Annotated in this window: 17 protein-coding genes and 3 tRNA genes; 14 read left to right on the top strand and 6 right to left on the bottom strand. The window is 33.4% G+C overall.

The window, feature by feature from the left end:
• Positions 1-45 precede the first annotated feature (45 nt).
• From ACQ76T_RS08410 to ACQ76T_RS08395, 4 genes are all read left to right on the top strand, one after another.
• Positions 46-118 (top strand) — tRNA-Met (locus tag ACQ76T_RS08410).
• A 38-nt stretch (positions 119-156) separates the two neighbouring features.
• Positions 157-229 (top strand) — tRNA-Met (locus tag ACQ76T_RS08405).
• A gap of 55 nt (positions 230-284) precedes the next feature.
• Entirely contained in the window at positions 285-1,199 is a 915-nt protein-coding gene (locus ACQ76T_RS08400; protein WP_431342858.1) for a hypothetical protein, read from the top strand.
• A 76-nt stretch (positions 1,200-1,275) separates the two neighbouring features.
• Positions 1,276-1,506 (top strand): hypothetical protein, encoded by a 231-nt coding sequence (locus ACQ76T_RS08395; RefSeq protein WP_431342857.1) that lies wholly within the window; start codon positions 1,276-1,278, stop codon positions 1,504-1,506.
• 39 nt (positions 1,507-1,545) lie between these two features.
• On the opposite strand, the gene ACQ76T_RS08390 is transcribed toward ACQ76T_RS08395, so the two are convergent.
• The 3 genes from ACQ76T_RS08390 to ACQ76T_RS08380 form a co-directional block, all read right to left on the bottom strand.
• On the bottom strand, positions 1,546-2,331 hold the full coding sequence (locus tag ACQ76T_RS08390; RefSeq protein WP_431342856.1) for a GLPGLI family protein: 786 nt from the start codon (positions 2,329-2,331) through the stop codon (positions 1,546-1,548).
• A gap of 62 nt (positions 2,332-2,393) precedes the next feature.
• The gene (locus tag ACQ76T_RS08385) at positions 2,394-2,594 is read right to left on the bottom strand and encodes a hypothetical protein (RefSeq protein ID WP_431342855.1); all 201 of its coding nucleotides are present in this window, start codon (positions 2,592-2,594) and stop codon (positions 2,394-2,396) included.
• 367 nt (positions 2,595-2,961) lie between these two features.
• Positions 2,962-3,450 (bottom strand): M15 family metallopeptidase, encoded by a 489-nt coding sequence (locus ACQ76T_RS08380; protein WP_431342854.1) that lies wholly within the window; start codon positions 3,448-3,450, stop codon positions 2,962-2,964.
• 78 nt (positions 3,451-3,528) lie between these two features.
• On the opposite strand from ACQ76T_RS08380, the gene ACQ76T_RS08375 reads away from it, so the two are divergent.
• The 4 genes from ACQ76T_RS08375 to ACQ76T_RS08360 all read left to right on the top strand — a co-directional run bounded on the left by ACQ76T_RS08375 (position 3,529) and on the right by ACQ76T_RS08360 (position 4,715).
• Entirely contained in the window at positions 3,529-3,993 is a 465-nt protein-coding gene (locus ACQ76T_RS08375) for a hypothetical protein (RefSeq protein WP_431342853.1), read from the top strand.
• A 51-nt stretch (positions 3,994-4,044) separates the two neighbouring features.
• The gene (locus tag ACQ76T_RS08370; protein WP_431342852.1) at positions 4,045-4,281 is read left to right on the top strand and encodes a hypothetical protein; all 237 of its coding nucleotides are present in this window, start codon (positions 4,045-4,047) and stop codon (positions 4,279-4,281) included.
• Between the two features lie 9 nt (positions 4,282-4,290).
• The gene (locus ACQ76T_RS08365; RefSeq protein ID WP_431342851.1) at positions 4,291-4,554 is read left to right on the top strand and encodes a hypothetical protein; all 264 of its coding nucleotides are present in this window, start codon (positions 4,291-4,293) and stop codon (positions 4,552-4,554) included.
• A gap of 88 nt (positions 4,555-4,642) precedes the next feature.
• Positions 4,643-4,715: transfer RNA gene (locus ACQ76T_RS08360), tRNA-Met, on the top strand.
• Between the two features lie 73 nt (positions 4,716-4,788).
• Here the strand turns inward: ACQ76T_RS08360 and ACQ76T_RS08355 are convergent.
• Positions 4,789-5,040: an Ada metal-binding domain-containing protein gene (locus ACQ76T_RS08355; RefSeq protein WP_431342850.1), complete on the bottom strand. Its 252-nt coding sequence runs from the start codon at positions 5,038-5,040 to the stop codon at positions 4,789-4,791.
• A 56-nt stretch (positions 5,041-5,096) separates the two neighbouring features.
• The gene (locus ACQ76T_RS08350; protein WP_431342849.1) at positions 5,097-5,810 is read right to left on the bottom strand and encodes a 2OG-Fe(II) oxygenase; all 714 of its coding nucleotides are present in this window, start codon (positions 5,808-5,810) and stop codon (positions 5,097-5,099) included.
• 180 nt (positions 5,811-5,990) lie between these two features.
• Here ACQ76T_RS08350 and ACQ76T_RS08345 point away from each other — a divergent pair, with 180 nt between their 5' ends.
• The gene (locus ACQ76T_RS08345; protein ID WP_422692639.1) at positions 5,991-6,437 is read left to right on the top strand and encodes a GNAT family N-acetyltransferase; all 447 of its coding nucleotides are present in this window, start codon (positions 5,991-5,993) and stop codon (positions 6,435-6,437) included.
• 320 nt (positions 6,438-6,757) lie between these two features.
• Here ACQ76T_RS08345 and ACQ76T_RS08340 read toward each other — a convergent pair whose 3' ends face one another.
• Positions 6,758-7,342: a hypothetical protein gene (locus ACQ76T_RS08340; RefSeq protein WP_431342848.1), complete on the bottom strand. Its 585-nt coding sequence runs from the start codon at positions 7,340-7,342 to the stop codon at positions 6,758-6,760.
• A 333-nt stretch (positions 7,343-7,675) separates the two neighbouring features.
• Between ACQ76T_RS08340 and ACQ76T_RS08335 the strand changes: the two genes are divergently transcribed.
• The 5 genes from ACQ76T_RS08335 to ACQ76T_RS08315 all read left to right on the top strand — a co-directional run bounded on the left by ACQ76T_RS08335 (position 7,676) and on the right by ACQ76T_RS08315 (position 12,571).
• Positions 7,676-8,041, top strand: a complete 366-nt coding sequence (locus ACQ76T_RS08335; protein WP_431342847.1) for a BlaI/MecI/CopY family transcriptional regulator — start codon at positions 7,676-7,678, stop codon at positions 8,039-8,041.
• A gap of 6 nt (positions 8,042-8,047) precedes the next feature.
• Positions 8,048-9,994 (top strand): M56 family metallopeptidase, encoded by a 1,947-nt coding sequence (locus tag ACQ76T_RS08330; RefSeq protein WP_431342846.1) that lies wholly within the window; start codon positions 8,048-8,050, stop codon positions 9,992-9,994.
• 55 nt (positions 9,995-10,049) lie between these two features.
• Complete coding sequence (locus ACQ76T_RS08325) at positions 10,050-10,955, top strand: GLPGLI family protein (protein WP_431342845.1); 906 nt, start codon at positions 10,050-10,052, stop codon at positions 10,953-10,955.
• Positions 10,956-11,120: 165 nt separating this feature from the next.
• Positions 11,121-11,687, top strand: a complete 567-nt coding sequence (locus ACQ76T_RS08320; RefSeq protein WP_431342844.1) for a sugar O-acetyltransferase — start codon at positions 11,121-11,123, stop codon at positions 11,685-11,687.
• A 20-nt stretch (positions 11,688-11,707) separates the two neighbouring features.
• The gene (locus ACQ76T_RS08315; protein ID WP_431342843.1) at positions 11,708-12,571 is read left to right on the top strand and encodes a GLPGLI family protein; all 864 of its coding nucleotides are present in this window, start codon (positions 11,708-11,710) and stop codon (positions 12,569-12,571) included.
• Positions 12,572-12,591 lie beyond the last annotated feature (20 nt).

The raw sequence follows: 12,591 nt of genomic DNA, 5'->3' as shown, positions 1-12,591 counted from the left end.
CCCGCTACTAAGCAAGTGCTTTCGGTAGGCACTCTAAAAATACACCGCGGGATGGAGCAGTAGGTAGCTCGTCGGGCTCATAACCCGAAGGTCATCGGTTCGAGTCCGGTTCCCGCTACTAAGCAAGTGCTTTCGGTAGGCACTCTAAAAATACACCGCGGGATGGAGCAGTAGGTAGCTCGTCGGGCTCATAACCCGAAGGTCATCGGTTCGAGTCCGGTTCCCGCTACTAAGGTTTCTAAATCATAAATATCGGTTTAACAACAAGTTATACCGATTTTTTTATGTTATCTTTACTTGAGATTTTAAAGACCGAATACAGTGCCGAAATGCCCAAAGTGCCCTACAAGTTGCCGAAGATTAACCATGGAGGAGAAGATTATGATCTTTCCAAAAGATGGTATGTATACTACTCCTATGTAGATCCTAAAACCAGAAAAATGGAAAGGCAGCCTCCAATATACATGAATGTAAACAGAGATTATTCAATGGCAAAAGAGCGGTTGGCCAGGTTAAAATCTATTAAAAATAATTTGGCAGAACTTCTTAAAAAAGGATATTCACCTTATCCGGATACTGAAACAAAAGAGAGCTCAACTATTAAAAGTGCGTTGGAGTGGGCTTATGAAATGAAAATTGCAACATTATCTGAAACGTCAGTTCCAGATTATCGTTCTAAGAAAAACCAGTTTATTAAATACCTTGAAAAACATGGGTTTGATATTTTGCCCTCAGATCAATTTCCAAAGAAATACCTGCAGGATTATCTAAATGAGATAATTTTAAAGAATTCAGGAAAGACACATAATAATCACAAAGTAGTTTTATCCTCTCTTTTTGATGTTCTTAAAAAGAATGAACTTATTAGTAATAATTTTGTTACGGATATAGATAATCAAAGCCACAAACCCGAAAAAAATAAATCCTATTTAAATAAACAATTAGATGAACTTTTTGAAGAAATTTCAAAGGATAAAAAACTATTGCTATTTATTCAATTCGTTTCTTACAATTTCCTTCGCCCTATAGAGGTTACAAGGCTTAAATATGAAGATCTTAAAATAAATGAGCCTGTACCTTATCTGGAGGTTAAAACAAAGAATAAGCCTTTAAAAACAAAGATAATTCCAAATGTGATGCTCTTGCTGCTAAAAGAAATACAGTTCGGAATTCCTTGGCGATCTGGTTTTCAAAACTAATGATAAAGGAATTGGGACCACCGAAGTAAATAGGAGAAATTATTTTTCTGCAAAATTTAAAGATGTAAAGAAGGCTTTGGAGTTTGGAGAAGAGTATACAATTTATTCATTCAGGCATACTTTTATAACAAAGCTTTTCCGAGAACTTAGGAAAGAAAGAACCGAGCTTGAGACTTATGATTTATTGATGAAAGTTACCGGGCATTCTACATTAAAAGCCCTAAAAGCATATTTACGAGATATTGATGCAGAGCTAGCAGAAGACTATTCAAAATTTTTCGAAGATAAAGAAGATGATAGCTATTAAAAAAGCACCTCTTTAAAAGGTGCTTTTAAACTCATGATCTTAATAAATACTTAGCTCAATAGGATTATAATTTTTTGCTCTTTCTTGAGTCTTTTTAAGGAGAGAGCGACGCTCTTCAGGATCTTCGATGAATTTATTATAAAGAGTGGGATCTGTTAGTTCTTTTCGTTGATAGTCAAATATTTTTTCTTTTTTCACTAGTTTAACATTAGTGTGCAAATTAGCAGAGTTACAATAATATTTCCTTTTTCTGAAATTATACATAGTAAAATGATAATCATCTTTGTCATCAAACACTTCTAGAATCAACCCAGGTAGTTTACTAAACTTGTATGGACCAAAAGGAAAGGGTATTTCTTTTGTAAAATATGCAATCCAGGTTCTACCATATTTCTTTGTTATAGCTTTTTGGCATTTATACTTTCCAATTGTTTTAAATTCATTTATAAGTTGCCAATTGATATTATTTGTTTCTTCATATTTAAAGTATTCATTAGATGTTTTAAAAGTTACATAAATCTTCCCTGTTGTTGTTCCTATATTTTCCGGAAAGTCAGAAATATATTTCATTTGTTCATCAATCGGACTGTTTTCATGAAGCTTTTTTTCTAAACGCAGTGAATCTCCAACATATTGATTAATGTTTTTATAGTAAGACTCTTTTTCGTTCATCAAAAGGGCAAACGCAGCATCCTGAACAATAGCATTTTTGGTTTGATTTTTATAAACTAATTTATAATCGGCTTCATATACAACATTAAACCCTCCTTGAGATTTAATAATGATTATAAAGAAAAAGAAAAATAGGCTGTAGTAAATTTTCATAGTTTAAATAATACAAGCAAAGTATAAATAATACTTTGCTTGAAGTTTTGAATTAGAGTTAATTAATGAATAAAAAGAGTTATTCCTTTGGGTTTAGTACCACATTCATTATAATTAACAAATTGTAAAAAAGTTGTTATTTGTTCCATAGTATATCCTTCTGTTTGCGTAACATTTACAACATGTCCACAAGAAGTTCTAAAAGGGAACGCGCTTACTATTCCAACAATGAATAAAGCGCCTACTAATAATGTTTTTTTCATAAATTTTGTTTTAATGATTATTTAATAATTTAAAACTCGCATCGAATGTATTAAAATAAATCAAACAATTGAATAACTAATTTTTCATGTTAAATACTTCATTTTGAATTACTTTCTTGGATTTTAAAAACTATACTAAAAAAATACTATTTTCAGTAATTCAATAAAAAAGCCCGAGATTAGTTCTGAGACAATTATATTGAATATGGATTATATTTCAATTAAAATCAATATTTTAACTAAAAATTCAAATTTCATCAAAATAATTTATTCAATCTTTTTTATACAAAGTATTATTTCCAAATACAAAAATGTAGCAATTTAAAATTTTGAGGGAATCATTCTACCCAAAGCCGGATAACCTGCATTATAAAATCACATATCCACTGCTGTCTTTTTTATTCTGCAATAGTTCTCGCCAATTATAAGGTTTATTATTAGAATTTTTCTTTTCAAAGTGAGGCAGATCTTTAAATGTTTTCCAGTTTCCTCCCCAGTCCCAGCCGTGGCGGGCGAATATTTTTACACACTCATACCAGTCTGCAACTTTGTCATTATCCCAATCTTTTGTGGTGCCCCAGTTTGCTGTTTTTCCGTCAATGCTCAGGCATATATCTACAGCAAAACCATAATTATGAATACTTTGACCTCCCTTGGCATTGGTTACTTTTTTCCCCGGTTTAGTTCTTCCTTGGGCATAAAGCTCATTTTGTTCATCAAAAGTTCTTAAACCTTGCGTAATACGGACTTTAGCACGGCCTGTTAAAGCTTCATCACATTCTGCAATTATTTTTTTTACTTCATCCCTTACTGAAGGATGAAGTTTTTCTATTCTTTGTAAGGTTATAGAGTCCATTATTTTAAGTCTTTGGTGTTTTCTTCTTTTGCAAGTAAATTCTTTACTTGAAATGTTAAAATTCGTCTGACAGGTCGAATGAAATACTTAACAAAATCACTTTCAGGATTGATAGGGTTGGCTCTTCAGTCAAATTATTATGCAGAAGAATTGCTTCAAGAATTAGAGAAGAGGGTTATTTATTTGGATCATGATGCAAAAGGACGATATTTTGAAATTGATGGACAGGGAGATTCAATGAATGATGGTACTGTTGATGCAATATTAGAAGGTGATAAATTATTATTAAGAGAGGTTCCCAGAATTCATTGGAAAGAAAAGTTTCATATACATAAATGGGACTTTACATTTTTTCACTACGACAGAGGATTTATTACAAAAAGAATCAAGGAATATAAAGTAGAAACGGGTGATTTGCTGCTTGAATCCAGAAATCCAGACCGTGACCTTTACCCTGATTTTTGGATCAACTTGAAAGAATGTGCAATTGTTTGTAATGTTGTAGAAGTTAGGAGACAAAAAGGCGTTTATTATTCACTATAAATAATATATTATGAAAAAAACACTATTATTTTTTTACTAGGAGAATACAGTTTGAGAATTTCAGGTAAAACTTATAATCTTGAGCTAACTCAAAAGAAAATCATTACTATTGATGTTCGTTCAAATGATAAATTATCCAAAGAAATTTATTTAAAGTTGTCATTTAATAAAGCGAAAGGTTTTATTGAAAGGATGGTTGAAGCAAAAAATAAGTATGCTGAATGGAAAATTACATCTGAGAAAAATAATATAAAGGATTTTACGAAAGAATTAGATATAAATATGTGAAGTTTTGATATGGCCTTTAATTATGGTCATTATTATGCTGTTAATAATGTTGATTTACAGGCAGAATTTTTAGTAAATGAAAAAGGAACTTATTTATTGATAAGTAATAAAAGAAGATTAGTTGCTGAGGCTAATCAATTTATTAAGACAGATGGTTTTTTACTCATATTCTCTAACGTGGAAGAAATAGAAAAATTTATTAACTCAATATCTATTTCAAAAGCGGAAGAAATGTATAAAAACAAAAAAGATTCAGATAAATTATTTAACTGATTTCCCGAATAATAAAGCGAATACAAAAAGAATACAAACCGAATATTTGTAGTTTAGGAAAATAGCTCTATCTTTGCATCCACAATATCGCGGGATGGAGCAGTAGGTAGCTCGTCGGGCTCATAACCCGAAGGTCATCGGTTCGAGTCCGGTTCCCGCTACTCAACGAGAGAAGCAATATCATATTGCTTCTCTTTTTTTGTTTCATACACTCCAACAGAAAGAGGAGCGTCTCTAACTTTTCTGCTGTATCTTTTTCCACTGTTGATAGGCTTCTTTCATACAATGCCCGCAAGGACGGTAGTTATTTTGCCGTGCTTCTTTTTCATTTCTAAAAAATATTCTGTTTTCTGTTTTCATTTTCTTTCCAGAGTGGCAGCTGAGTAGTCCATAGATTTTCAGTTTTTTATTGCCGCCAAAAAGTATGGTATGATGATGTATTTCAGATCTTAGTTGCTCGGGAGATAGTTGGGAATGGAGTATCATATTTAATCATTGAAAAAATGAAGGAAATTGAATAATAATCTATTTTTAGTAATGTTCTAGCTCACTGCATCATGGAAAATAATTCCCAAAGCATAGCGGTTTCCTTCTTTTATTTCGCTTACGCCGTGTTTCATATTGACTCTGTAATATCCTTTGGTTCCTTTTTCGGGTTTAAAATGAGTGGTAAAAATAAGGATATCACCCTTTTTAGGTTTTAAAACAATAGCCTTTGACTGAGCCCTCGGAATCTGCTGGGTAAGTACAAACTCTCCACCTGTAAAATCCTGATCCGGTTCACTGAGCATTATAACAAGTTGAATGGGGAAATAAAGATCTCCATACAAATCCTGGTGTAACGTATTAAAACCTCCTTTTCCGTATTTTAAGAGTAAAGGAGTTGCTTTTTGCTGGCCGTTAAAATGACATTGCTGTAAAAATTCTGGATGATCTAAAGGAAACCTGACCTCAATATGCAGGGCATTGAACCAGGAATTGGCAATGGGAGCAAGATAGGGATAGAAAGAAGTCCGTATAGACTGGATAAATTTTGGCAGTGGATAATTGAAGTATTTGTATTCTCCTAAACCAAACCGGTGGCGGGCCATGATGACCGTTTTACGATACAAATCCGTATTGTTGTAATCTGACTTCAGAGCTTCACATTCATCATCAGATAACAGCTGAGAAATTATCGCGTATCCTTTTTGGTGCATTTCTTCTGTAATATGCTGCCAGTCTGCATTTTTTATTTTTTTAATTAAATCTGTCATTGCCTTAAATTTTATATGACAAAGTTCCAAAGCTGTATACATATATGAAATCCGAAACGTGTGGTATTTTATTTTTTGGAATAACCATTATTTCTGGACTACCTGTATAACTGGATTCTGGATGATATACGTAGTCCTGCTTACAGGTATTTTTGCACTGTTAATTAAAAAAAGATAACAATGAATTACACGATTAAAAAAGCAAGCCTGGAGGATCTTGATGAAACAGCCGTATTATTTAATCTTTACCGTATTTTTTACAGACAGGAATCTGATCTGGAAAAGGGTAAAGCTTTTCTTAAAGAAAGGTTTCTCAACAGTGAATCTGATATTTTTCTTGCTTTGGCCGATGGGAAAGCAGTGGGCTTTGTACAGCTTTACAAACTGTTTCATTATACTAAATTACAGAAACAATGGCTGCTAAGTGATTTGTTCGTTCATCCCGATTACAGAGGAAAAGGACTTTCTGTAGCTTTAATAGACCGCAGCAAACAATGGTGTGAAGAAACAGGAGCCTGTGGACTGATGCTTGAAACAGAAAAGACCAATGATATAGGAAATACTTTATACCCTCGTTGTGGATTTGAATATGATGGATTGCACAACTATTACCATTGGTGGAAGTAAAGAAAAACGCTTTAGAATAAACATTTTTAGTTTTCTGAGTAGAATTATTTCTACAATTCCCACTATTTAATTCTACAATGATTCTTTTACAGGTGAAGGGTATACCTTTATTTTTGTAAAGCTTTTACAGGTCAAGGGTAGGACAAATTGTTCCTGTAGAGCGTTGCAATAAAATCTCCGTCCTAATTTTCTACTTTTTCCCCTCAAGTTTTATGATTAGTACCACAAAACTGCTTTTTCCGACGGAGATTTTTTGCTTTAAATAAAAAAGAGAGCTGCATTTGCAGTTCTCTTTTTTATATTTTAAATGTGGAGTTCGGTTATTGAGCCAGTTGAGCGTAAGGAGTCAGTTTATTGTCATCATCCATAGTTTGCCCTAGGAAATCTCTTTTCTGATCAGCTTTCATTCTTCCTGCTGCATCACTAGCATTAGCATAAGCCTCACTAAGTTTAGTAGCAATTTCTGCAGGTTTAAAATCAAACTTTGTATCACCTTCTACACCCAGGTATCCATTTTTTCTGGTAAGATTAGAGATATAGTTCCCGTAATTGATAAGGGTATTTCTCAGATATTGAGTATGATATTCCATACACTTTTTAGCTTTCTTCGAAGAATTGTTCAGAATGCAGTTTTTCATGTTATTTCTGTACAGGAACCACTCAGATTCCAGAATACCATATTCTTTACCTACTGCAATTTTCCCATTGTTCACAATATTGTTGTCACCTTCTTTGGTGGCAATAGTCTGCAAATGTTGGATTACCAATGGAACTGTTGCTTCAATTTTTGATTTCGTATCTTTTAATATACTAAGGTCAGCAGCAGGAGATTTGCTTTTTTTTTGTGCTGTAGTAAAGTTAAAAACAAGCAGTAATAGTACAATCAATAAATTATATCTTTTCATGAGAAATTTTTAAGGCACTAAAATAAATATATTTTCCCGGTTAATACAAATTCATTTTAATTTTATTTAATAAAAATTAACAAGTTTTAAGAATTTACTTTGGAAACACTTCTTTTTCTGTTAATTAAATAGGTGATAATTTCCCATCGTTAAAAAATTAATATATTTGTTTTAATTTTATATACTTGATTTACAGATTTTTATGTTTAAATCATATTTTATCACTAAAAAAATAGTTGTTAGAATCGATTTTATTTCTACATTTGTATAACTAATTTCTTAGTGATATAGGATTGCACTCTTTTTATCACTTAATAAGTAAACGTACATAATATGAAAATTCAGACCTTAACAAAAGCAGAGGAGCAGGTAATGCAGTATCTATGGAAACTTGAAAAAGGATTTCTTAAAGACGTTCTTGATCTTTTTCCGGAACCTAAGCCGCACACCAATACTGTTTCTACCATTTTAAAAGTATTGAAGGATAAAGAATTTGTAGACTATCATGTACACGGAAGGCAACATGAGTATTTTCCGATGGTTTCCAAGGAACAGTATTCCGGGAAAACGATGAAAAGTCTTGTGAAAAATTATTTTAAAGGATCTTATAAAAGCGCCGTTTCTTTTCTGGTAGAAAAAAATGAAATGACTGTAGAAGATCTTGAGATGCTTTTAGATGAACTTAAAAACAAAGACTAAACGCCTATGGAAGCTATACTTTTATATTTTGGAAAAATAATTTTGTGTTCCGGTGTAATGTTTTTGTATTATCAGTTGTCTTTAAAAGACAAGACATTTCATCATTATAACCGATTTTATTTATTGTCTGCCATTCTGATACCGCTGCTGCTGCCGCTAATCAAAGTAGAAGATTTTACAATAGAAGTAAGTAATGAGATGTATCTGCTTCTTGATAGAGTTCAAAATTTTAATACAGAAAAAAACATCGACAATGGTAACCTTTATTTTAACATTATTTTTTCAGCTCTGGGACTTGTTTCTTTCTATTTTTTAGGAAAACTAGCGATAGGGATATTTAAAATCCAACAGTTTAAAAAACAGTTTCAGAAAGAAAGTTTTGACGGGATCAACTTTTACCGTACAGATCTTACCGAAGCCCCCTTTTCATATTTTAAGAACCTTTTCTGGAAGAATACAATTACTTTGAATTCAGAAATTGGAAAGCAGATTTTAAAGCATGAAATGGTTCATATTGAGCAGAAACACTCGTTTGATAAGATCCTTATCGAAATTATTACCTCTGTTTTCTGGTTCAACCCGTTTTTTCATCTCATTAAAAAAGAAATTAATCTAATCCACGAATATCTGGCTGATAAAAAAGCCGTGAAGCATTCGGACACCAAAGCATTTGCGCAGATGCTTTTAGCAAGCCACTTTTCCGGAACACAGTTGCCTGCTGCCAGTCCGTTTCTAAGTTCAAACCTTAAAAAAAGACTTAAGATGTTACAAAAACCTAAAACCAAATTCGGATATGCGCGAAGAATTTTTGCACTGCCGGTTCTTTTTTCAGTAGCTTTTGCTTATCTGGTAAATGCCAAAAACAGAGAAATTGAAGAAACCAATCTCAGTATTAAAAAAGCAGTTTCGCAAATTAAGAAAGATACTGTACGACCTGAAAAAACACAACCATCAGAAAAATCACAATTACCCAATCTTAATGATGATGAATCTAATAAGAAGCTGGCAGAACTTCAGAAAAAGGTAGATCAGAAACAAAAAGAATTAAGAAAACTGGATCCTGGAAGTACAGCCTTCGAAAAGAAAATGGAAGAAATAGATGGTCTGGTTTCTGCAATGACTGAAATTACAGATGAAACTTCCAAAAAAGTGGATGAATATTTCAATTCTCCAGAATGGAAGCGTCAGATGAGCGAATTAGAAAACATGGAGATCGAAATACCTGAAGTTCCTGAAGTTCCCGAGGTTCCTGATGCCCCTAAAGCTCCGCCTGCGGCTCCAAAAGCTCCAAAAGCACCTAAGAACGTTATCTATTTAAAAAATAATAGGATAGAATATAAAGATTTAAGCCCTGAAGATAAAGCAGAAGTGCGTAAAGCATTGAAAGAAGCCCAAAAGGCTATTAAAGAAGGAGTTAAAGCAAGAATGGAAGGTGCGAAAGCCAGAATACAAGGCGAGAAGGCTAGGAAAGAAGGAGAGATCGCCCGGGCTATTGGAGAGAAAGCAAGAATAGAAGGTGAAGCAGCCCGAGCCATAGGAGAAAAAGCCCGACTGGAAGGAGACAGAATACGAAAAGAAGGAGACAGGATCAGACTGGATGGTGATCGGATAAGAAAACAGGCAGATATAGCCCGTGCAGAAGCCGAAAAGAGATCACTAAGTTTTAAAGACGGTACTTTTATCAAAATTACTAACGCTTCACCTGATGTAATCGTAATGAATGCTGATTTTATAAAAAAAGACGGCAACGGAAACATTGTAATGAATGGAGTGAAAAAGTTTAAAGTAAGCGGTAATGACGATGTAAATTACAAATATTACATTGATGGTAAAGAAGCTTCTAAGAATGATGTAAACTCATTAGATACCAAGGATATATCAAGAGTGAACGTCAATACTCAGAAAAAGGGAGATGTTAAACAGGGAGAAGTGAGAATCGAGACCAAGAAATAAAGTTTAATCAGGCTTTGTTAATTATAGATTGGCAAAGCCTTTTTTATGATATATTATGAAAAGCAAAATTCTATTTTTTATATTGGTCGGAGTGCTTACCAACGCTCAGATCAACAGGTTCTTTTATGAATATAAATTCATTCCCGACTCCAATAATAAAGAAGATGTGAAAAAAGAAATAATGCTGCTGGACATAGATAAAAGCGGATCAAGCTATTATAGCCACGATAAATTTGTCTCAGATTCCATTGGAAGAGCAGAACTGGAAAAACAACTGAAAGCCGGAGGTGGAAACATCAGTATCAACAGACGGGAAAAGCCGGGACAGGTTTCTTTTAAAGTGACCAAAGAGTATCCGGATTTTAAAACCTATCTTTTCAGAAGTATTTCTACAGATAAATATAAAATAAAAGAAGACAAAAAACAGGAATGGAAGATTCTCCCTGAAAAACAAAAAATTGGTGAATACAATGCACAGAAAGCAGTTGCCAGTTTTGGAGGAAGAGAATGGACCGCCTGGTTTACAACCGAACTTCCTTTTCAGGATGGCCCGTATGTATTTTACGGACTTCCGGGACTTATCATCAAAATTGAAGATGCTACCAACTCCCACAGTATGGTGTTGGTGGGAAACAAAATTATAAAAACTGCTGTTTCAGAGCAGGAGCTTCAGGTTCCGGATCATGTAAAAGTATTGGGAGTAGGCGGAAAAGAAATAGAGGTTACCAAAGACCAGTTTAAAAAAGCCTGGAAAACATATGAAAATGACCCTACTAAAAATATGAAAGAACTGATGATGAAGAATGGTGGGGACAGCAATACCAAAGTATCTTTTAAAGTAAAGACGGCAGATGGAAAAGAAATTTCAGATCCTAATCAAGTGATAAGAGAAATGGAGAAATCTACGAAGGAAGCTCTTAAAAAAAATAACAATCCTATTGAACCAGATTTAGTCAATTAGAAAAATAACAATTTTATATAGCAGGATATCATTCATTGGTATCCTTTTTTTTATTGATAAAAGCTCAAAATGATAAATATCAGTAAACCACATTGTGAGAAATTGATTAACTTTCAAGTAATAATATAAAAATACTCAAAAATTAATCACTATTACGATCAGTTTATGACAGAAAAGGAAAAATGTGCAGCAGGACAATTATATAACGCCAATTATGACCAGCAGTTGATTCAGGAACGCATTGCCTGCAAAGATCTCTGTCTGGAATATAATGCACTGAAAAACTCTGATACAGAAAATAGAAATAAACTTCTCAGAAAAATCCTTGGCAGTATAAAAGAAAATATCTGTATAGAACCTTCATTTTGGTGTGATTACGGCTATAATATAAAAGTAGGAGAGAACTTCTACGCCAATCATAATCTTGTTATTTTAGACTGTGCTAAAGTAAGCTTTGGAGATAACGTCTTTATTGGCCCTAATTGTAGCTTTTACACCGCGGGACATCCACTGGATGTACAACAGAGAAACGAAGGATTAGAATATGCCCATCCCATTACCATAGGAGATAATGTATGGCTGGGAGGTAATGTAGTGGTTCTTCCGGGAGTTTCTATAGGAAATAATTCCGTAATTGGAGCGGGAAGTGTAGTCACTAAAGATATTCCGGAGAATGTAGTGGCAGTAGGCAATCCCTGTACAGTTGTTAAAAACATTAATCAAAAAAACTAAAGCAAACAATAAAAAAACTAATGAACAAACTAATTACCATGACCCTTGCTTTATTGCTGGGTGCCTTTATGCAAGCTCAGAATCAACGTTTTATTTATGAATACAAATATATTATAGATTCTACAGCTAAAGACAAAATTGAGACTGAAATTATGATGCTGGATGTTGCTCCAAAAGGTTCCAAATTTTATAGCAAAGATTATTTCGAATCAGATTCTACCATGAGAGCAATTATCGAGAAACAGTCTAAAACTGGAGATTTAAATTTTACAGGAATTAAATTTAAAGGAAAAATAAGATACAGTATTGAGAAAATGTATCCTGAATATGCTGTTAATTTCTTTACCACCCTTTCTGCCGAAGAATATCTGGTACAGGAAAGCAGAAAACAAGACTGGAAAATACTTTCTGAAAAAGAAAAGATAGGAGAATTCAATACTCAAAAAGCGGTTTGTGATTTTGCCGGCAGAAAATGGACCGCATGGTTTACAACAGATCTTCCGATTCAGGATGGTCCTTATAAATTTCATGGACTTCCAGGGTTGATCGTTAAACTGGAAGACAGTACCCATTCTCATATATTTGAAATAAAAGGCAGTAAAAAGCTTCCTAACGGGTACGAATGGACAAGTACAAAAGAGAAACACCGCTACAATCCTCTCATTACCCTGAATGAAACGAAGTATAAGAAAGCGTTTAAAGACTATCGCAATGATCCTATGAAGAGCGAAAGACAGATGCTGGCACAAGGTACCATTATAGAAATGAGGGATGATTCCGGGAAACTTATTGATCCTGTAAAAGCCCGAAAAGAGCAGGAAGAGAGAATGAAGGCCAAAATTAAAAATGAAAATAATATGCTTGAACTGGATATACTGAAATAGTCTAACTTGACTACGAAAAC

This window comes from Chryseobacterium sp. JK1 (assembly GCF_050632815.1).
GTDB lineage: Bacteria > Bacteroidota > Bacteroidia > Flavobacteriales > Weeksellaceae > Chryseobacterium.
The sequence above is the reverse complement of the archived record's forward strand: the minus strand, read 5'-3'. Positions and strand labels throughout refer to the sequence as shown.

Coding starts and splice junctions, on each gene's coding strand:
- ACQ76T_RS08400 (WP_431342858.1), top strand. CDS start 285: ATGTTATCTTTACTTGAGATTTTAAAGACCGAATACAGTGCCGAAATG.
- ACQ76T_RS08390 (WP_431342856.1), bottom strand. CDS start 2,331: ATGAAAATTTACTACAGCCTATTTTTCTTTTTCTTTATAATCATTATT.
- ACQ76T_RS08385 (WP_431342855.1), bottom strand. CDS start 2,594: ATGAAAAAAACATTATTAGTAGGCGCTTTATTCATTGTTGGAATAGTA.
- ACQ76T_RS08380 (WP_431342854.1), bottom strand. CDS start 3,450: ATGGACTCTATAACCTTACAAAGAATAGAAAAACTTCATCCTTCAGTA.
- ACQ76T_RS08375 (WP_431342853.1), top strand. CDS start 3,529: ATGAAATACTTAACAAAATCACTTTCAGGATTGATAGGGTTGGCTCTT.
- ACQ76T_RS08365 (WP_431342851.1), top strand. CDS start 4,291: ATGGCCTTTAATTATGGTCATTATTATGCTGTTAATAATGTTGATTTA.
- ACQ76T_RS08355 (WP_431342850.1), bottom strand. CDS start 5,040: ATGATACTCCATTCCCAACTATCTCCCGAGCAACTAAGATCTGAAATA.
- ACQ76T_RS08350 (WP_431342849.1), bottom strand. CDS start 5,810: ATGACAGATTTAATTAAAAAAATAAAAAATGCAGACTGGCAGCATATT.
- ACQ76T_RS08345 (WP_422692639.1), top strand. CDS start 5,991: ATGAATTACACGATTAAAAAAGCAAGCCTGGAGGATCTTGATGAAACA.
- ACQ76T_RS08340 (WP_431342848.1), bottom strand. CDS start 7,342: ATGAAAAGATATAATTTATTGATTGTACTATTACTGCTTGTTTTTAAC.
- ACQ76T_RS08335 (WP_431342847.1), top strand. CDS start 7,676: ATGAAAATTCAGACCTTAACAAAAGCAGAGGAGCAGGTAATGCAGTAT.
- ACQ76T_RS08330 (WP_431342846.1), top strand. CDS start 8,048: ATGGAAGCTATACTTTTATATTTTGGAAAAATAATTTTGTGTTCCGGT.
- ACQ76T_RS08325 (WP_431342845.1), top strand. CDS start 10,050: ATGAAAAGCAAAATTCTATTTTTTATATTGGTCGGAGTGCTTACCAAC.
- ACQ76T_RS08320 (WP_431342844.1), top strand. CDS start 11,121: ATGACAGAAAAGGAAAAATGTGCAGCAGGACAATTATATAACGCCAAT.
- ACQ76T_RS08315 (WP_431342843.1), top strand. CDS start 11,708: ATGAACAAACTAATTACCATGACCCTTGCTTTATTGCTGGGTGCCTTT.